This window comes from Actinoplanes sp. NPDC051343, assembly GCF_044455125.1.
Lineage (GTDB): Bacteria > Actinomycetota > Actinomycetes > Mycobacteriales > Micromonosporaceae > Actinoplanes.
This window is the reverse complement of sequence record NZ_JBITEL010000005.1, coordinates 52232-71002: the sequence shown is the minus strand read 5'-3', so window position 1 is coordinate 71002 and position 18771 is coordinate 52232. Positions and strand designations below refer to the sequence as shown.

Below are 18771 nucleotides of genomic sequence, written 5' to 3'. Positions count from 1 at the left end.
GGCCACCTTCGTGCCCGGCCCGGGCAGTCACGACAGGACGCGCAGGCGGACCGTCTGCTCCATGGCGCGCAGCCGGTGCAGCACCTCGTCGCTGAACCCACCGCTGATGTCGGTGATCAGATAGCCGAGCTCGCCGCGGGTGCTGAGCAGCTGGCCCTCGACGTTGACCTTGTGCTCGGCCAGGATGCTGTTGACCTGGGCCAGCACGCCCGGCATGTTGACGTGCACGTGGACGACGCGGCTCATGCCCGGCTGCTCGGGCAGCGCCACGCCGGGCAGGTTGACGCTGAGCGTCGTGTTGCCGTCCTCGACGAAGTGGGTCAGTTTGTTGGCGACGAAGTCGCCGATGTCGGACTGCGCCTCCTCGGTGGAGCCGCCGATGTGCGGCGTCAGGATGACGTTGGGCAGCCCGCGCAGCTCGGACACGAACTCGTCGCCGCGCCCCTTGGGCTCGCTCGGGAACACATCGACCGCCGCGCCCGCCAGGTGGCCGCTGTCGAGCGCGTCGCGCAGCGCCACGTGGTCGACCACGATGCCGCGGGACAGGTTGAGGAAGATCGTGCCGCGGCGCATGCGCTTGAACTGCTCGGCGCCGAAGAACCCGGCGTTGCCGGGGCGGCCGTCGACGTGCAGCGTGACGATGTCGCTGGTCTCCAGCAGCTCCTCGAGGCTGGCGCAGCGGTGGGCGTTGCTCAGGGCCAGCTTGTCGGCGGTGTCGTAGAAGGAAACGTGCAGGCCGAGGTTTTCCGCCAGCACCGACAGCTGGGTGCCGATGTTGCCGTAGCCGACGATGCCGAGCCGGCGGCCGCGGATCTCGTGCGCGCCGTCCGCCGACTTGTCCCAGATGCCCTGGTGCATCAACGCGTTCTTCTCGGTGAGCCGCCGCGTCATCGAGATGATCTCGGCGATCGCCAGCTCCACGACCGAGCGGGTGTTGGAGAACGGGGCGTTGAACACCGCGATGCCGCGCGACGACGCCGAGGGCAGGTCGATCTGGTCGGTGCCGATGCAGAAGGCGCCGATCGCGACAAGGCTGTCGGCGGCGTCGAGGACCTTCGCGGTCACCTTGGTCTTCGACCGGATGCCGAGCAGGTGAACACCGGAGATCCGCTCGATCAGCTCGGACTCGTCAAGGGCGGTGCGGACGGACTCGACCTGGTAGCCCGCGGCCTCGAGCCGGGACACCGCGTCGGGATGGATGTTCTCCAACAGAAGGACTCGTACCTTGGCCTGGTCGATCATCTTGTTCCGTTCCGTGTGAAGTTGCCGTCCGGGCCGCCACGCCGAAGCCCGACCTATCAGGTTAGTGCCCGGGATTGTCCGGACCGGGGCGGTGTGCTGAGACTCCCACCTAGTGCGATGGCCGTTACCGGTTACCGCCGATCTCCCCGTCGCTCACCTAGTCGTCAACCCAGCCGCCCTCGCAGCCACGGCAGCAGCGCGTCCGCCTGGGCGCGCTGGAAGGCGCGGACCGTGGGGATGCCGGGTGGCGGTGGCGTGCGACTCGTGTGCAGGAAGAAGCCGGTCAGGCCGGCCACGACGCCGGTCACCACCTCCGGGTCGAGGCCGGTCAGGAGACGGTCGGCGGTGCCGCCGTTGACCAGCACGTTCACCGCGAGCAGGAGTCGGTCGAGCCACGCCGGGCCGACGCAGCCCCACGGCCAGTCGACGAAGATCGGGCGGCCGTCGTCGCGTACGAGAATGTTGTCGGCCCGGATGTCGCAGTGCGCGAGAGTGTCGCCGGAGGCCGTCGCGGCGAGGCCGCGGGCGGCCGAGGCGCGCAGGGCCGGCAGCCCGGCCCGGACCCAGGAATCGAGATCAGCCGGTGGGTCGGCGTCGATCCGCTCCCAGCCCGCGAAGTCGCGCGCCAGATGATCGGCGGCGCGCGGAACGTCGGGCAGCGGCGATGGCGTGAGGGCGGCGGCGAGGTCGTCGAGGCCGGTCAGGACGGTGTCGATGTCGGCGTCGGACCAGGGCAACCCGGGGTGGCGGCCGGCGATGTCCTCGAGGATCAGGACGACCCAGTCGCCGGTGTCGAAACCGCCGATCATGCGCGGCGTCGGGGCCCGCTCGGGAAGGGCGGCCGTGATCCGCAATTCCTGGCGGGCCAGGATGGCCGAATGTTCGTTGATCGCCGGGCTGACGGCCTTGACGAAGGCGCGCCGGCCGCCGGCGGTGCGCACACGGTCGGCGGTGCCGGGGGAGTAGCCCTGCGTCTGGGAACGCGCCTCGACCACCTGGTCGCCGACCACTTGCTCGGCGCGCGCCTGGATCTCGGGCGGCAGGTCGGCCCAGGTGATGCGGGTCGGGGTGCTCATCGGGCGATCCTGGCAGCCCGGGTGGTGGGCCCGACAGCCAATTACTCTTTGAGTGGTTCGTACGTTTACGTCGCTTCCGGCCAAGCAGGTCGACGTACCGCTAAAGATGTAGGGACGGTTACAACCAGGGGAGGACGCCCGATTCGCGCATCTCCGACAGGCTGACTGGTAGCAAGCTGGGGCAAGCTCGGATGGGGGTGTCCATGGGGTCTCTGGGCTTGGCGGTCGGGCTGTCGATGTTGTCGGCGGCCAGTTACGCCGCGGCCGCAGTCGCCCAGGAGCGCCTCGCGGAGCACGGCCACCGCGGTCGTACGCGGTGGGCGGCCGCGCTCACGCTCACCGCGGCCGGAGTGCTGCTGCACGTCCTCGCGCTCAACTTCGGGACGGTGGCGATCGTCCAGGCCCTCGGCACGCTCACCCTGCTCTTCGCGCTGCCCATCTCGGCGCTGCGCTACCAGGTGCGGGTCGGCCCGGCGTCATGGGTCGACGCCGGCCTGACCGTCGCCGGGCTCGCGCTGATCATGTCTCTTTCGGTCGACTCCGGCCGCCCGGCGCTGCTGTCGGCCCCCGCCGGGCGCTACCTGTCGCTGGCCACGCTGGTGACGGTTGTCGTGGTCGGCGGCGCGGCGTGGTTTGCGGGAGCTCGCATGCGGGCGGTCCTGCTGGCCGGGGCGGCCGGTGTCGCCTTCGGGATCGCGTCGGTGCTGTCCAAGGCCGTGATGGCGTCTATCAGGGCGTCCGGCGTCGAGGCGATCTCCCCGTTCATCGTGACGATGGTCGTGATCTTCTCGGTCGTGGGCTACCTGCTCGGCCAGCTGTCCTACAAGGGTGCCGGGCTGGCCGCCCCGCTGGCCGCGGTGAGCGTGACCAACCCGGTGGCGGCGGCGATCGCCGGGGTGGTGGTGTTCGACGAGCGGTTCCGGTTCGGGCACGCGGGCCTGGCCGTGGTGGCGGTCGCGGCGGTGGTCATCACGTGGGGCGTGATCGGATTGTCGCGGCGCACAGCGGACGGCTCCACCGACCCGGCGGCTGACGCATCGGCCGAACTGGCGGGTGACGGCTCCGCTGACCCTGCGGCTGACCGGGCCGACCGGCCGGGGGCGCACACCGAGGCCGAGGTGGTCGACGCCCACGCCGACCCGAAGCCCGACCCCTCGACTGAGCCCACTCCGCTCTGATCCTCGCCCGGGAGGCTGGGCTCTGGGGTCGGCGGGGCTGGCCTCCGGTCAGGTGGGGCTGGCGTTCGGTGGGGCGGGACTGGCGTTCGGTGGGGCGGGCCTGGTCAGGACGTAGTGGGTGACTTGGTCGGACGGGGTGAAGTCGGTTACGCGGTAGGCGGCGGCTGCGTTGTCGGCGAAGAGAGGCTCGCCGGTGCCCAGCAGGATCGGGGCGACCGTCACGTGGAGTTCGTCGACCAGGCCGGCGGTCAGGGCGGCGCGGATCGTGGCGGCGCCGCCGCCCAGGCGTACGTCCTGGCCGGCGGCCGCGGCGAAAGCCTGGGCCAGTGCGGCGTCGAGCCCGTCGGTGACGAAGTGGAACGTGGTGCCGCCCCTCATCGTCAGGTCGGCGCGCGGGTGATGGGTCAGCACGAAGACGTCGTGGTGGTAGGGCGGCTCGTCGCCCCACCAGCCCGACCAGGAGTTGTCGCCCCAGGCGCCGCGGATCGGGCCGAACATGTTGCGGCCCATCACCGTCGCGCCGATGTTGTCGTCGCCGCGGCGCAGGAACGCGTCGTCGAGGCCCTCGGAGCCGCCGTCCCGCCCGATCATCGCCCGCCCGTAGCGGGTCTTGAAGATCCACTCGTGAAGGCGCTCGCCGCCGACGCCGAGCGGGTGCTCGGAGTCCTGCGACGGGCCGGCCGCGAAGCCGTCCAGCGACGTAGTGATGTTGTGCACGCGCAGCTTGGGCACGGTCGGACCTCCGGTACACAAGGGAGTCACATAGGCGTGGACGAAGAAGTCCCGAACGGTGGCCGCGTGCAGATGCCCGCACACCACGAGATCTTCCCCGGCCAGGGTGGCGTGCAGGTGGACCGCCCCGCCGGAGACCTCGCCGGTGCCGGTCAGCTCGAACGGCTGGGCATAGTCGCGAACCAGATCGTCAAAAGCGTCGGACTTCCGCATCACCGAGACGCGGGCCTCGTGCACCGCACCGACCAGCGTGATCGCCGCGTCGGTGACTCCGAGCCTGGCGACGGCCCGCCCGATCGTGGCGAGAACCTCCTGATCGCGGCCGACCTTGACCAGATGCACGCAGGCTCCCTTCGGCCCGGCGCGGAGCCACCCGGCCCCACGCCGTGCCAAGAAATATCAGGCCTTCGCGCACAAGTCGCACGCCCACACCGAGACCGACTCGACCGTGTGTTCGCGCTCCTCCCCGAGGTAGGGAATCGGCTCGATCGAACCCCAGTTGATCGCGCCCGGTGCCCGGTCGAGCAGGAACTCCTGCACGATCGCGTGCAGATCGGCGGTCACCTGATAGGCGCTGCCCAGCGGCAGATCGTCGTGCGTGGCCGTGCTGACCGAACACCTCAGCTGCCCGGCCTGGCCGTCGTGCCAGACATAGAACGTGGCCGGCCCGGGGTGCCCGGCAGCGGCCACCTTGTCACGGAGCGCCTCGGCGGCCTCCTCGAAGGCGGCCACCACCTCGTCCGCTGACATGCCCATGCGTTCGTGCGGTGGGGCGCCGAACCAGCTGGTGTTGGCGTCCTCGGCGGCCCGGTCCTGTGGCGAGAGCACCACTGCTTCGCCTGCGATCGCGCGGATCTCCTTCAACAGCACGTCGCCCAGTCTGCCGGGCGGACAGGTGTCCGGACCAATCGGGCAGGTCGGCTGGGTGGCCGGAAACCTTCGACCTGATCGGCCCACCCCGTTCGGGTGTGAATATAACCCTCGCAAAGCTCAGCATGTCGGATAAATAACTCAGGGGGCCGCCGGCCGGAGATCGACGGGGGAGCGATCTCCGGCCGACGGGTCAGGCCGAGACCGGCTCCCGCTTGGACGAGCGGCCGCGACGCCGGGTGGACGCCGGTTGCTGCTGCTCGGCGACCAGCCGCTCGACCTCGAGCGTGAGGTCGTCGGTGTCGGAAGGCGACTCCTCCTCGGTCCCCTCGGTTTCGGAAAGGGGCTCCTCTCCGGTTTCGCCGGCTTCCTCCGACGGCGGGTGCGACGGCGGCGACAGCGACGGGACCTGGCCGGCGCCCGGAGCCACGTCGACAAACGTCGGCTCCTGTTCCGCCAGCTGGTCGGGCAGGCCATCGCCGTACACCACGGGTGCCTCGTCCGCGGTGAGCGGAACCGAAGTCTCACCCCGGACGAACGTCTCCGCCTCCGCCGACTCGATCTCGCTGGTCATCTGCGCCAGCCGGGTGCGGAAGAACTTCGCCCGGCCCCGGGCCAGGTCATGGCCGATCGAGAACGCCTCCATCTCGTAGGACACCCGGTTGTTGCCCTGCTCGTCTTTCCAGTCGCGGTTGTAAAGCCGCCCGTAGACCACCACCGGGTCGCCGACCGCGATCGACGATGCGACACCCTCGGCGAGCCGGCGCCAAGCGGTCACCCGCACGCGGAAACTGTTGCTGTCGACCCATTGGGCCTTGTCACGGTCGAACCGGCGGGCCGTCGAGGCGACCCGGAAGTTGGCGACCAGGGAGCCGCTGTCCTTGAGCCGTCGCCACTCGGGAGCGGTGAGCACGTTGCCCACGACCACGAGGTTTGTATCGAACAAGTTGTCCTCCTGTCGGACGTCGAGGCCCAGAGCATGTCGGCTTCCGCGTACGGAAAAGGGACCTTGACCTCGAACCTGTGGAAACCCCGGCGAACTGTGGATGACGTCGCGGCGCGCGAACCATGTGCTAGGTAGCCTGGTCGCGTGGAGATCGACGTTCTGGGTGAGCCCTACGAAAGCCACACGATCGACCTCGGCCGCGACGACGAAGGGCCGGTCGTCGCGACGCTGGTCCGACGCCGGGCCGAACGGCCGACGCGGCGTGCGGTGCTCTACGTGCACGGGTTCAACGACTACTTCTTCCAGACTCACCTGGCCGACTTCTTCGCCGAGCAAGGCTGGGACTTTTACGCGCTCGACCTGCGAAAATACGGTCGCAGCCTGCTGCCGCACCAGACGCCCAACTTCGCACGCAGCCTCACCGAGTACTACCCCGAACTCGACGAATCGGCCCGTATCATCCGCTCGGACCACGGACACGACCAGCTGCTGGTCGCCGGCCACTCCACCGGCGGCCTGCTCACCGCGCTGTGGGCGCACTCCCGGCAAGGCCAAGGCCTGGTCGACGGCCTGTTCCTGAACAGCCCGTTCTTCGACTTCAACGTCCCGTGGCTCATCAAAGGCCCGCTGATGACGGCCGTACTGGGACTCAGCAAGCGCTCGCCCTACCGGCGGGTGCCGACCGCCGAACTAGGGCTGTACGGCCAGAGCCTGCACACCGACCACCGTGGCGAATGGACCTACAACCTGGCCTGGAAACCGGTGATCAGCTTCCCGGTCACCGCCGGTTGGCTGCAGGCGATCCGCCACGGCCAGCACCGCCTCCGCGCCGGCCTCGGCATCGACGTGCCGATCCTGGTCGCCTGCTCGACCCGGACATATCGTGGCAAAGGCTGGCACGAAGACCTCCGCGCCACCGACGCCGTCCTCGACGTCGACCACATCGTGCGCTGGGCCCCCGGCCTCGGCCCGCGAGTCACCATCACCCGGTTCGACGGCGGGGTGCATGACCTCACGCTTTCCGGCCCGGACGTACGCGCGGAAGTGTTCCGCGAACTCGGCCGGTGGATAGACGCATTCGTTCCGCCACCCGGCCGCCCAGAGATCGAAGTGCCGCCCGCACCCGAAGAATCGGTCGCCTGAAGCATCGGCTCAGGCAACACTGGTCACTCCTGCTCAGGCCCCGGCACGATACGCTAAGCACCCACGCGCTCGTAGCTCAGCGGATAGAGCAATGGACTTCTAATCCATCGGTCGCAGGTTCGAATCCTGCCGGGCGCGCGCGAGTCGCCACCCCCTGCCCGCGGAAAGCGCGGGCCGGGGCCTCGCTCCATTTCCCTCCGGGGGCCGAGCCCCCGGACACCCCACGTTGCGGTGGTTGCGCTTGCGGCTGGTGGTTGCGCTTGCGGCTGGTGGTTGCGCTTGCGGCTGGTGGTTGCGCTTACGGCTGGTGGTTGCGCTACCACTGGTGGTTGCGGTTACGGCGCGGTGGTTGCGGTTACGACGCGGTGGTTGCGCTACGGCTCGTGGTTGCGGTTACGGCGCGGTGGCTGCGGTTACGGCGCGGTGGTTGCGGTTACGGCGCGGTGGATGCGGCTACGGGCGTATGGCGTGGTAGTTGCGGTTGGGCTCGGTGGTGGGGTGGAGCGTCTTCTTCTGCGCGATTGGGTGTGGGGCGGGGCCGGTGGTGGCCGATGTCGACTTCGGACACGTCGAGCCGTAGGTCACTGATCCGTGCTGGTTGAGCGTGGGGCGGCGTCATGAGCGGCGGGCGCGTGCTGAAGGGACGCGCGGGAGCGGGCGAAGGCGGTGAGCTGGGGGCGCGGGGCGTCGATCGGGATGGTCGGGTCATAGGATTCCCGGGTGGGGCGAGCGGATGCGGCCGGGCTGGTCGCGGGCTATGTGCTGGACGTGATCGTCGGCGATCCGAAAAGGTGGCATCCGGTGGCCGGGTTCGGGACGCTGGCCGGGAGGCTGGAGCGGAAGCTCTACGCGCCTGGTCGCAAAGCCGGTGCCCTCTTCGCCGCGGTGGCGGTCGGTGTGCCGGCGGCGGCCGGGTGGGCGGCCGGCCGAGCCACGCGTAACCGGCCGGTTGCCCGGGCCACGATCACGGCGCTCGCCACCTGGACCGTGCTGGGCGGGCGCACGCTGCGTAAAGAGTCGCGCATCATGGCGGCTCATCTGGAAGACCACGACCTGGAACAGGCGCGCGGACGGCTCAGCCACCTCTGCGGCCGCAACCCGGACGGCCTCGACGAGTCGGAACTGGCCCGGGCCACGGTCGAGTCGGTTGCCGAGAACACCTCGGACGCCGTGGTCGCGGCGCTGATCTGGGGCGGCATCGCGGGCATTCCGGGCCTGCTGGCCTACCGCGCCGCCAACACCCTCGACGCCATGGTCGGCCACCGCAACGACCGATATGCCCGGTTCGGTACCCCGGCCGCCCGCCTCGACGACCTGCTCAACCTGGTACCGAGCCGGCTGACCGGGCTGCTCACGATCGCTGTCGCGGACCAGCGAAGAGAGGCGCTGCGGGTCTGGCGGCGCGACCGCAACGATCATCCTTCGCCCAACGCCGGGCAGTGCGAGGCGGCGATGGCCGGTGCTCTCGGCGTACGCCTCGGTGGCCGCAACGTCTATTTTGGCCGCAGCGAGACCCGGCCTTTTCTCGGCGACGGGCCGAGGCCGGCGGCGGCGCACCTCAGACGCGCGGCCCGCATCAGCGGCGTCGTCGGCGCCCTGGCCCTCGCGATAGCGGCGGGCACCGCGGGAGCACGACGATGAGCGGGCTGCTGGTCGCCGGCACGACCTCGGATGCCGGCAAGAGCGTGGTCACCGCCGGCATCTGCCGGTGGCTGCATCGGCGCGGGGTCAAGGTCGCGCCGTTCAAGGCGCAGAACATGTCCAACAACTCGGCGGTCGTCGTCGGTGCGGACGGGCGCGGCGGGGAGATCGGGCGCGCTCAGGCGATGCAGGCGGCGGCCTGCGGCCTGCCGCCCGACCTCCGGTTCAACCCGGTGCTGCTCAAGCCGGGGAGCGATCGCTCCAGCCAGGTGGTCCTTCTCGGCCGGGCGGTCGACACGGTCACGGCGGGCAACTATCGCTCGCTGCGCCCCACGCTGGCCAGGACCGCGTACGCCGCGCTGGCCGAGCTTCAGCAGGAGTACGACGCGGTGATCTGTGAGGGAGCGGGCAGCCCGACCGAGATCAATCTGCGGAACGGCGACTTCGTCAACATGGGTCTGGCCCGGCACGCCGGGCTGCCCGCGATCGTGGTCGGCGACATCGACCGGGGTGGGGTGTTCGCGGCCTTCTTCGGGACGCTCGCGCTGCTCAGCGCGGAGGATCAGGCGCACGTCGCGGGCTTCGTGATCAACAAGTTCCGTGGTGACATGAGCCTGCTGCAGCCGGGCCTCGACATGATCACTGCGGCGACCGGACGGCCGGTACACGGCGTGCTGCCCTTCGATCATGACGTCTGGCTCGATGCGGAGGACTCCCTGGCGTACGGCCGGACGCTGGGCCGCCCGGCGGCCCCGCTCGGAAGCTCCTGGCTGCGGGTCGCCGTGGTCCGTCTTCCGCGGATCTCGAACGCCACCGATGCCGAGGCGCTCGCCGCCGAGCCGGGGGTCCGGGTGCAGTTGACCGTCGAGGCGGGTGATCTCGCCGACGCCGATCTCGTGGTGATTCCGGGGTCGAAGGCGACGGTCAGCGATCTCGAATGGCTGCGCCGCACCGGACTGGCCGACGCCGTCGAGCGGCACGCCGGGGCGGGTAAGCCGCTGCTCGGCATCTGCGGCGGTTTCCAGATGCTCGGCCGCACGATCAACGACGAGGTGGAGAGCGGGCGCGGCACGGTGCCGGGCCTCGGCCTGCTCCCTGTCGATTTCGGCTTCGCCGAGCGCAAGACGCTCGCTCGCCCGTCGGGGGCCGGGCTGGGTGCGCCGGTTTCCGGCTACGAGATCCATCACGGGTACGCGGTGAGCGACGCGCCGCAGCCGCTCCTGCACTATGCCGACGGGCGCCCGGAGGGTGCGGTGGCCGGCGCGGTGAGCGGCACCCACTGGCATGGCGCCTTCGAGTCGGACGAGTTCCGCCGCCGGTTCCTGACCGGTGCGGCCCGGCAGGCCGGGCGGCACGGGTTCACGGTGGCGCCGGACACCCGGTTCGCGGCGATCCGGGAGCGAGCCCTGGACGCGCTTGCCGACCTGGTCGAGGAGCACCTGGACACCTCCGGGCTTCTGCGGCTCATCGAGAGCGGCCCGCCGGCCGGGCTGCCGTTCGTTCCCCCGGGAGCGCCGAGTGGAGTTTGACGGGCGGTTCGCGCAGCTCAGCGCGTACGTCAAGAACCTGAAGCCCCGCCTGGGCGACGTTCGGCTGATCGCCGTCGACGGCCCCTCCGGGGCCGGCAAGACGCGGTTCGCCCTGAGGCTGGCCAAACAGATCGACGCGCCGGTCGTGCACACCGATGATCTTCTCGACGGTTGGGAAGACCAATTCACCTTCTTCGATCGGCTGGAGGAGCGCGTGCTCGGGCCGCTGCGTCGCGGCCAAACCGCGTTCTACCAGCGCTATCGCTGGGATCGCGGCGCCTTCGACCCGGTTCCGGTGCGGCTCGATCCGGCGCCGGTCGTGATCGTCGAGGGCGTCAGCGTGGCCCGTAGGGGTATCCGCCCTGATCTTTCCCTGATTGTTTTCGTCGACGCCCCGCCTGAGCTGCGGCTGGCTCGAGCGCTGGCCCGTGACGGTGACGACAGTGTTGCGTTTCGGGCGTACCTTGAGCGCTGGCGATCGGCCGAGGACCGGCACTTCGCCGCCGACCGGACGAAACAGCATGCCGATCTGGTCGTCGACGGTTCGGCCGAGACCGCCGATGATCGTTACGAGCGGCTTTGATGCTTCTGACCAGTGAGAACGGGTGGGGACGACATGACTGACGAAGAGAGCCGCCCGGTACGCAGGCGGGTCACCCTGACCGGAATCAGCTCGCGAGCGTGGGAGCACCCGGCCGATCGCGGCGCCCTGACCGCGCTGCGTGAGCTGCGTGGTTTCGACGATGTCGTGAAGGCGTTCTTCGGCATGTGGAACGAGCGCGGCTTCCGCCTGTCGTTCCTGGCCGGCGCGATCCGGGTCGACCACCGTCAATACCCGCGGGTCTATCAGATCTTCGCCGACGCGGCGAGCACGCTCGACGTCGCCGAACTGCCCGAGCTCTACGTGACCCAGGACCCGATCATCAACGGCCAGGCGATCGGCATCGACAAACCGTTCATCGTGATCACCACCGGCGCGGTGGAAAGGCTCGACGACGACGAGTTGCGGGCGGTGCTCGGCCACGAGATCGGCCACGTGCGCAGCGGCCACGCGGTCTACCGCACGATCCTGTTGATCCTCACCCGCTGGGCGGCCAGCCTGAGCTGGCTGCCGATCGGCGCCCTCGCGCTGCGGGCGATCATCGCCGCGATGTTCGAGTGGTGGCGCAAGGCCGAGTTGTCGGCCGACCGGGCGGGCCTGCTCGCCGGGCAGGACCCGGCCGCCTCGCTCCGCCTGCTCATGAAGCTGGCCGGCGGGGGCGACCTCTCGCAGATCGATACCGCGGCGTTCCTCGAGCAGGCGGCCGAATACGAGGGCGGCGGCGACCTGCGCGACAGCATCCACAAGATCGGCATGACCGCGTGGAGCAGCCACCCGGTGCCGGTCGCCCGCGCCGCCGAGCTGCGCAAATGGGTCGACTCGGGGGAATACGCGCGCATCCTGGGCGGCGACTACCCGCGCCGCGACTCGGACGGCGACGCGTCGGTGGCCGACGACGTGAAGGCGGCGGCCAACTCCTACCGCGAGAGCTTCAACAACTCGCAGGACCCGCTGGTCGGCCTGCTCCGCAAGCTCGGCGACGGTGCCGCCGACCTGGCCGGCTCGGCGGCGCGGGGCGCCCGTTCCTGGGTCAACGACCGCGGGCGCCGGGACGGCGATTCCTAACTACGATCGGGCCATGAGCCTTTCTGAAAACGATCTGCGCGCCTCGGTCGCGCGGGAGATGCCCGGTGTCCGTGCCGACCTCGAGCGGCTGGTCCGCATCCCGTCCATCGCCTTCGAGGGGTTCGACCACTCGCAGGTCGACCGGTCGGCCGAGGCGGTCGCCGAGCTGCTGCGCGGCTGCGGCCTCGACACGCAGATCGTCCGGGAGGGCGGCCGGCCGGCGGTGATCGGCCGCCGGGCCGCACCGGCCGGAGCGCCGACCGTGCTGCTCTACGCGCACCACGACGTGCAGCCGGTCGGTGACCCCGCACTCTGGACCAGTGAGCCCTTCGAGCCGGTCGAGCGGGACGGGCGGCTCTACGGCCGGGGCGCGGCCGACGACAAGGCCGGCGTGATGGCCCACGTCGCGGCGCTGCGCGCGTTCGGCGACGACCTTCCGGTCGGCGTGGTCGTCTTCGTCGAGGGCGAAGAGGAGTACGGGTCGGAGTCGCTCGACACGATCCTGAACAAATACCACGAAGAGCTGCGCTCCGACGTCATCGTGATCGCCGACTCCGGCAACTGGGACATCGGCCAGCCGGCGCTGACCACGTCGCTGCGCGGCCTGGTCAACGCGTTCGTCGAGGTGCGGGTGCTCAAGAGCGCGGTGCACAGCGGCATGTTCGGCGGTCCGGTGCCGGACGCGCTGACCGCCCTGGTCAAGCTGCTCGCCACGCTGCACGACGAGCAGGGCGAGGTGGCGATCGACGGGCTGGTCGGCCGCGAGGGCGCGAGCGTCGACTACCCGGAGGACCGGTTCCGCCACGAGGCCGGCCTGCTCGACGGCGTCAAGCTCATCGGGCACGGCTCGATCACCGACCGGGCCTGGACCAAGCCGTCGGTCTCGGTGCTCGGCATCGATGCGCCGCCCACCAATGCGGCGGCCAACGCGCTCCAGCCGTCGGCCAAGGCCAAGATCAGCGTACGGCTGGCGCCCGGTGACGACCCGAAGTCGGCCTACGCCGCGATCCGCTCCCACCTGGAGAAATACACGCCGTGGGGTGCCCAGGTCGAGGTCACGCTGGAGAGCGACGGCGCCCCCTGCGTGATCGACGCGACCGGCCCGGCCTTCGACGCCGCGCGGGCCGCGTTCCAGACGGCCTGGGACGGCACCGCCCCGGTCGACATGGGCGTGGGCGGGTCGATCCCGTTCATCGCCACCTTCCAGGAGCTCTTCCCGCAGGCGGCGATCCTGGTCACCGGCGTGGAAGACCCCTTCTCGGCCGCGCACGGCCCGGACGAGAGCCTGCACCTGGGCGAGTTCGCGCGGGTCTGCGAGGCCGAGGCGCTGCTGCTCAGGAACGTCGCGGAGGCTTTGACCAGATAGAAGGAGTGTCGCGATGGCCGAGCTGTCGTGTGACGTGCTCGTGGTGGGTGCCGGCCCGACCGGGCTGATGCTCGCCAACTGGCTGGTCAAACTCGGGGTCGGTGTGATCGTCGTGGACGGCAAGGCCGGCCCCACGCGCGAGTCGCGGGCGCTGGTCGTGCAGGCCCGCAGCCTCGAGATCTACGACCAGCTCGGCATCGGCGACCACGTGCTCAAGGAGTCCCGTCGGGCGACCGCCCTTGCACCGGGCTACCTCACCCGGGTCTTCGGGCGAGTGCCGATCGGCCCGCTCGGCGAGGGCCTCACGCCCTTCCCGTACATCGAGGTGCTCGAGCAGAGCCGCAACGAGGAGATCCTCTACGAAAATCTGCGGTCGCTCGGGGCGGACGTGCGGTGGGAGACCGCGCTCACCGCGGTCGCGCAGACCGAAACCGGGGTGTCGGCCAAGGTCGGCAACGACACGATCCTGGCGCGCTTCTGCGTCGGCTGCGACGGGTCCAACAGCAAGGTGCGCCAGGCCCGGCGGATCGCGTACGAGGGTGTCACCAACCCGCAGCGCTTCTTCGTGATCGACGCCGGGGCGGTGGCCGGGCTGGTCGCCGACGCGATCAACGTACGGCCGGGCGGCGACGACTTCATGGTCGGCTTCCCGATGGACGGCCGGGGCAACTTCCGTCTGATCGGCCAGGTGCACGACGACGACCTCAGCGACGAACTGGCCGAGGAGGACGCGCGGGCCCGCCTCCGTGACCAGTTCGCGGTGACCTACGGCAAGGCCCGCTGGTTCGCGACCTACCGCGTGCACCACCGGGTCGCGGCGGCGTTCCGGGACGGGCCGTTCTTCCTGGCCGGGGACGCCGCCCACGTGCACTCGCCGGTCGGCGGCCAGGGCATGAACACCGGGCTGCAGGACGCACACAACCTCGCCTTCAAGCTGGCCGACGTGCTGCAGGGGCGCCGCCGGGACGGGTGGCTCGACCGCTACGAGGCCGAGCGGCGACCGGTGGCGCGCAAGCTGGTCGCCACGACCGATCAGGTCTTCGGGCTGATCACCTCGCAGAAGCGCAGCCGGCGCGCGTTTCGCCGGGTCGCGGTGCCTCTCCTGATGCCGTTGGCGATCCGGTTCGCGCCGCGCGGTTCGCGGCTTTTCGAGTACGTGTCGCAGATCCGCATCCACTACTGGATGACGCCGGGCGTCCAGGGCGGCCGGCGCGACCCGGTGGTCGGCCGGCGGCTGCCGTGGGCCGGGGACAATTTCGCGAGCTTGCGCTCGCTGCGTTGGCAGGTGCATGCGTACGGCGGAGTGCGCGCGACGGACGTGCCGGACCTGGGTGTGCCCGTGCACGCCTTCCCGTCGGCGCCCGGTCTGAAGCCCGGCCGGCTCTACCTCGTCCGGCCCGACGGTTTCGTGGCCGCATCCTGTCTGCCGGCCGACGCGGTCCTGGTTTTTTCGCCGATCTTGCAGGCTTGAGCTGCGGTTTCCCGCTTTGTGAGAGGTACGACTTGAACGGGTGATTGTGGTGCGCCTGGCGTTCGCGTCCTGTTAGAGTATCGAACATGCGTTCGAATGAGCCTCGCCCGGCAGTCGCCGCCGGGCTGCGGCCTAAGCCCGTCGGGCCGCGCAACTCCATTGATCGACTCCGTTACCGCAACCGTCTCGAGTCCATCGCTCGGCTCCGGGCCGCCGTGCTTGCGCTCGACGACATCGACGTCGCACGGTGGGACGACACCGCACTCACCCACGATCTCGACGAGATCTCCGCCTCTCTCTGCGCCATCGACGCCCAGCTCACGCGGGTCGCCGAAGCGGTGCGGGCTCGTGGCTTCCCGATCACCGAGCCGCTCGCCGCATGAACCGTTTTTGTCGGAGGTGGCTGTCAGGATGGGGCCGTGCGGTTCCTAGACCTGGCAGCCACCTCGGCTGCCATATCGGCAGTGTCCGGGCGCAAGGCCAAGATCGAGCTCCTGGCCGACGCGCTGAGACGTCTCGATCCTGACGAGATCGCGGCCGGGTCGGCATACCTGGCCGGCGAGCTTCGGCAGCGCCAGACCGGCGTGGGCTATGCGAGCCTGCGTGACCGACCGGCGCCGGCTCTTGAGCCGACGCTGACCGTCGGTGGGGTCGACGCGGCTGTCGCCGAGATCTCGGTCGTCGCCGGGGCGGGCTCGCAGGCCCGCCGGCGCGAGTTGATCGGCGCGCTGTTCGGGGCCGCGACCGCCGACGAGCAGCGGCTGCTGATCGGCCTGTTCTCCGGCGAGCTGCGGCAAGGTGCCCAGGCCGGGCTGCTCGCCGACGCGATCGCCAAGGCGGCCGAGGTGCCGGTCACCGCGGTGCGCCGCGCGCTGCTGCTCTCCGGCGACCTCAAGCAGGTCGCGGTCGCCGCGCTGACCGGAGGCGCGCCCGCCCTCGACGAAATCCGCCTGCGGGTCGGCACCCCGCTCACCCCGATGCTCGCCCAGAGCGCGCCCGACGTGGCCGCGGCCCTGCTCGCCACCGGCACCCCGGCCACCGTCGACGTCAAACTCGACGGCATCCGCATCCAGGTGCACCGCTCGGGCGACGAGGTGGCCGTCTTCACCCGCAGCCTCGACGACATCACCGCCCGCATGCCCGAAGTGGTGTCCGAGGTGCGCAAACTGCCCGTCCGCGAGATCGTGCTCGACGGCGAGGCGATGACCCTCGACGCGTCCGGCCGGCCGCGGCCGTTCCAGGAGACGTCGAGCCGGGCCGCCACCCGGGGCACGTCGACGGCGGTCCTGGTGCCCTACTTCTTCGACCTGCTCCACCTCGACGGCGCCGACCTGCTCGACGAGCCCGGCCGGGTGCGCTGGGCGGCGCTGGCCGACACCCTGCCCTCATCGCTGACCGTCGGCCGCACCAGCGTCGAGACCGAGGAGCAGGCCGCGGCCGCATTCGCGGCGGCGCTCGCCGACGGGCAGGAAGGCGTGGTCATCAAAGCCCCCGAAGCGGCGTACGACGTGGGCCGGCGCGGCGCCGCCTGGGTCAAGGTCAAGCCGCGGCACACGCTCGACCTGGTCGTGCTGGCCGTCGAGTGGGGGCACGGCCGACGCCGGGGCTGGCTGTCCAACCTGCACCTGGGCGCCCGCGACCCGTCGACGGGCGGGTTCATCATGCTCGGCAAAACCTTCAAGGGGCTGACCGACGAGCTGCTGCGATGGCAGACCGAACGCTTCCAGGAACTGAAGGTCAACGACAACGGCTGGGTCGTCGAGGTGCGGCCGGAACAGGTCGTCGAGATCGCCTTCGATGGGGTGCAGACGTCGCCGCGCTACCCGGGCGGGGTCGCGCTGAGGTTCGCCCGGGTGCTGCGCTACCGCGACGACAAGCCGGCCTCCGAGGCCGACACGATCGAGATGGTCAAGGCGCTGGGCCGCGGGTCAGAGGGCGGCTAGCGTCCGCACATAGTTGACCTGCTGGTTGATCGCGGTGACGGCGTTCTGGTCGCTGACCGGGATGCGGGCGACGTACTGGCGGGTGCCGTTGGTCACCGTCACCTGCACCGTCCCCTGCGCCACCGATTCCTTGACCAGCAGGAACAGCAGGCTGAAGACGGTCAGCACGCAGAAGCCGGCGACCGCGGCCACGATCGCCCACTTCGGGATGCGCTGGGTGGTGAACCAGTAGTCGTTGACCTGCCACTGCGACCCGGCCAGCGGAAGGTCACCGGTCGGCGTGTGCACGACGGTCGACGTCACACCGATCTCGGCGATCTGCACGATCACCGGACCGGGATCGGCGGCCGGGGCCGGCGACACGGACGGCGTGACAGCGGGCGGGACGTCCCACGGATCGCTCGGCGTGGCGGTCATGGCCGCGAATCTAGTCCTGGCCGGACTGAGCCGCGAGCTTACGCTTCGCTTCGGCCTCGGCGCGTTTCCGATCTGCCTCTTCAACCCGGTCGACCGGAGCCTTCCGCATCGCCTCGGCACGAATCCGCTCGATCTTCTCGGCCCGCTTGCGCTCGGCTTCTTCCCTGCCGGCCCGCTTGCGCTCTTCCTTCTCGGCGCGCCTGCGTTCAGCCCGCTCCTTCGTGCCGACCCGGCCCCCCGGCACGGCGGCCGGTTGGCCGGCGGTCGTTTGCACACGGCCGTCGGCTTCCACGCCGCCGACCGAGCCGGCTACTCGCGCGCCGGCTGCTTCCGCGTCGTGTCGTCGCGCGGCGGCCGCTTCTGCATCGGGTCGTTGCGCGGCGGCCGTTTCCGCATCGTGTCCTTGGGCGGCGGCCGCTTCTACATCGTGTCGTCGCGCGGCGGCCGCTTCTGCATCGGGTCGTTGCGCGGCAGCCGCTTCCACACCGCGTCCTTGGGCGTCGGCCTCTTTCGCACCGGCTCGTTGCGCGGCGGCCCCTTTCGCACCGGGCTGCGCGCCGCCGGCCGCTTGCGCGCTGCCGGTCCGGGCGGCCTCTTGTGCGTGCTGGGCCTGCGCGCTGCCGGTCGGGGCGGCTTCCTGTGCGTGGTCGGCTAGGGGGCTGCCGGTCGGGGCGGCCTTTTGTGCGTGGTCGGCTTGGGCGGTGCTGCGGGCGGCGGCCAGATCGCGGTCGGCCTCGTCGACGCGGTCGCCGGTCGGTGGGGACGAGGCGGCCCCGTTCGCCCGGGCGTCGGCGCGGAGCTGCTTCTCCTTGCGGGCGTAATAGACGTAGGCGTACAGCGTCATGCACGCGAAGAGCCACCACTGGACGGTGTAGCCCGCGTTCTGCCAGTCGTCCTCGTGGTCGATCGGGATCTGGGAGAACGCCTTGTCGTTGGCCGGCGTCTGGTCGGTCAACAGGATGTAAGCCCCGTAGACCGGGAACGGCATCTGGCCCGCGAGGCGAGGCACCGAGATGCGCCGGGTGTCGAGACGGCCGTCCCGGTGCTCGATCGGGGTAGGTCGGCTTTCCGACAGGTGGATCTGGCCCACGACCGTCACCTGGCCGGTCGGTGCGGGCGGCACCGTAGGCGCGGCGAGCGCCCCCGCATCGGGTGCCGGCACCCAGCCGCGGTCGACCAGCACACCGCTGCCGTCGCTCAACCGGAGCGGGGTCACGATCTCGAAACCGACGTCGCCGTCAACCGTGCGGCCGCGTGCCTGGATCTCGTGCGCCGGGTCGTATTGCCCGGTGAACGTCACCTTTGTCCAGGCCACCGAGTTGCCCGGGGCGGGACCGGCCTTTCCAGCGGCGCTCGGCGGCGAGACGACCGAGGTCAGAGGCGCGGCCCGGGTCGAGTCGGCGGCATCGATGCGCGTATTGATCGCGTGCCGTTCCTCATAACGATGCAGCTGCCATTCGCCCAGCCGGACCATCACCAGGGCGGCGGCGATGGCCAGCACCGCGGCGCCCAGCCAGCGCGGTGTCAGGAGGAACCGGTACACGCCCCGAG

The 18771-nt window shown here is 70.7% G+C and carries 16 protein-coding genes, 1 tRNA gene and 1 pseudogene; 11 read left to right on the top strand and 7 right to left on the bottom strand.

Annotation, left to right across the window (positions count from 1 at the left end):
- Positions 1 to 27: 27 nt before the first annotated feature.
- Both serA and ACIA5C_RS17820 read right to left on the bottom strand, forming a co-directional pair.
- A complete protein-coding gene (gene serA / locus ACIA5C_RS17825; RefSeq protein WP_396055788.1) occupies positions 28 to 1242 on the bottom strand; it encodes a phosphoglycerate dehydrogenase in 1215 nt (404 codons plus the stop codon).
- A gap of 164 nt (positions 1243 to 1406) precedes the next feature.
- Positions 1407 to 2318, bottom strand: a complete 912-nt coding sequence (locus ACIA5C_RS17820) for a phosphotransferase (protein WP_396055786.1) — start codon at positions 2316 to 2318, stop codon at positions 1407 to 1409.
- Positions 2319 to 2521: 203 nt separating this feature from the next.
- Between ACIA5C_RS17820 and ACIA5C_RS17815 the strand changes: the two genes are divergently transcribed.
- Positions 2522 to 3496, top strand: a complete 975-nt coding sequence (locus ACIA5C_RS17815; protein WP_396055784.1) for a DMT family transporter — start codon at positions 2522 to 2524, stop codon at positions 3494 to 3496.
- Positions 3497 to 3544: 48 nt separating this feature from the next.
- On the opposite strand, the gene ACIA5C_RS17810 is transcribed toward ACIA5C_RS17815, so the two are convergent.
- From ACIA5C_RS17810 to ACIA5C_RS17800, 3 genes are all read right to left on the bottom strand, one after another.
- Positions 3545 to 4570, bottom strand: a complete 1026-nt coding sequence (locus ACIA5C_RS17810) for a PCC domain-containing protein (RefSeq protein ID WP_396055782.1) — start codon at positions 4568 to 4570, stop codon at positions 3545 to 3547.
- A 57-nt stretch (positions 4571 to 4627) separates the two neighbouring features.
- Entirely contained in the window at positions 4628 to 5098 is a 471-nt protein-coding gene (locus ACIA5C_RS17805) for a hypothetical protein (RefSeq protein WP_396055780.1), read from the bottom strand.
- A 193-nt stretch (positions 5099 to 5291) separates the two neighbouring features.
- Positions 5292 to 6044, bottom strand: coding sequence for a single-stranded DNA-binding protein (locus ACIA5C_RS17800; RefSeq protein ID WP_396055778.1), 753 nt, complete (start codon positions 6042 to 6044; stop codon positions 5292 to 5294).
- Between the two features lie 144 nt (positions 6045 to 6188).
- Here ACIA5C_RS17800 and ACIA5C_RS17795 point away from each other — a divergent pair, with 144 nt between their 5' ends.
- The 10 genes from ACIA5C_RS17795 to ACIA5C_RS17750 all read left to right on the top strand — a co-directional run bounded on the left by ACIA5C_RS17795 (position 6189) and on the right by ACIA5C_RS17750 (position 16803).
- Positions 6189 to 7187 carry an alpha/beta hydrolase gene (locus tag ACIA5C_RS17795; protein ID WP_396055776.1) on the top strand — a complete coding sequence of 333 codons (999 nt, stop codon included), beginning with the start codon at positions 6189 to 6191 and terminating at the stop codon, positions 7185 to 7187.
- A 65-nt stretch (positions 7188 to 7252) separates the two neighbouring features.
- Positions 7253 to 7325, top strand: a tRNA-Arg gene (locus ACIA5C_RS17790).
- 582 nt (positions 7326 to 7907) lie between these two features.
- Positions 7908 to 8828, top strand: a complete 921-nt coding sequence (locus tag ACIA5C_RS17785; protein WP_396055774.1) for a cobalamin biosynthesis protein — start codon at positions 7908 to 7910, stop codon at positions 8826 to 8828.
- Positions 8825 to 10357 (top strand): cobyric acid synthase, encoded by a 1533-nt coding sequence (locus ACIA5C_RS17780; protein ID WP_396055772.1) that lies wholly within the window; start codon positions 8825 to 8827, stop codon positions 10355 to 10357. Before ACIA5C_RS17785 ends, ACIA5C_RS17780 begins: the two co-directional genes overlap by 4 nt.
- Positions 10347 to 10940, top strand: coding sequence for a uridine kinase (locus tag ACIA5C_RS17775; protein ID WP_396055770.1), 594 nt, complete (start codon positions 10347 to 10349; stop codon positions 10938 to 10940). Before ACIA5C_RS17780 ends, ACIA5C_RS17775 begins: the two co-directional genes overlap by 11 nt.
- Positions 10941 to 10973: 33 nt before the next feature.
- The gene (locus ACIA5C_RS17770; RefSeq protein WP_396055768.1) at positions 10974 to 12023 is read left to right on the top strand and encodes a M48 family metallopeptidase; all 1050 of its coding nucleotides are present in this window, start codon (positions 10974 to 10976) and stop codon (positions 12021 to 12023) included.
- A gap of 13 nt (positions 12024 to 12036) precedes the next feature.
- Positions 12037 to 13389, top strand: coding sequence for a dipeptidase (locus ACIA5C_RS17765; RefSeq protein ID WP_396055766.1), 1353 nt, complete (start codon positions 12037 to 12039; stop codon positions 13387 to 13389).
- Positions 13390 to 13402: 13 nt separating this feature from the next.
- Positions 13403 to 14860 carry an FAD-dependent monooxygenase gene (locus ACIA5C_RS17760; protein ID WP_396055764.1) on the top strand — a complete coding sequence of 486 codons (1458 nt, stop codon included), beginning with the start codon at positions 13403 to 13405 and terminating at the stop codon, positions 14858 to 14860.
- Between the two features lie 86 nt (positions 14861 to 14946).
- Entirely contained in the window at positions 14947 to 15243 is a 297-nt protein-coding gene (locus tag ACIA5C_RS17755) for a hypothetical protein (RefSeq protein WP_396055762.1), read from the top strand.
- Positions 15244 to 15279: 36 nt separating this feature from the next.
- Positions 15280 to 16803, top strand: coding sequence for an ATP-dependent DNA ligase (locus tag ACIA5C_RS17750; protein ID WP_396055760.1), 1524 nt, complete (start codon positions 15280 to 15282; stop codon positions 16801 to 16803).
- Here ACIA5C_RS17750 and ACIA5C_RS17745 read toward each other — a convergent pair.
- Together ACIA5C_RS17745 and ACIA5C_RS17740 are read right to left on the bottom strand one after the other, a co-directional pair.
- Entirely contained in the window at positions 16789 to 17220 is a 432-nt protein-coding gene (locus ACIA5C_RS17745; protein ID WP_396055758.1) for a hypothetical protein, read from the bottom strand. The genes ACIA5C_RS17750 and ACIA5C_RS17745 overlap by 15 nt on opposite strands.
- Positions 17221 to 17950: 730 nt before the next feature.
- A pseudogene (locus tag ACIA5C_RS17740) lies at positions 17951 to 18763 on the bottom strand (SURF1 family protein); the annotation flags it as partial.
- Between the last annotated feature and the right edge of the window lie 8 nt (positions 18764 to 18771).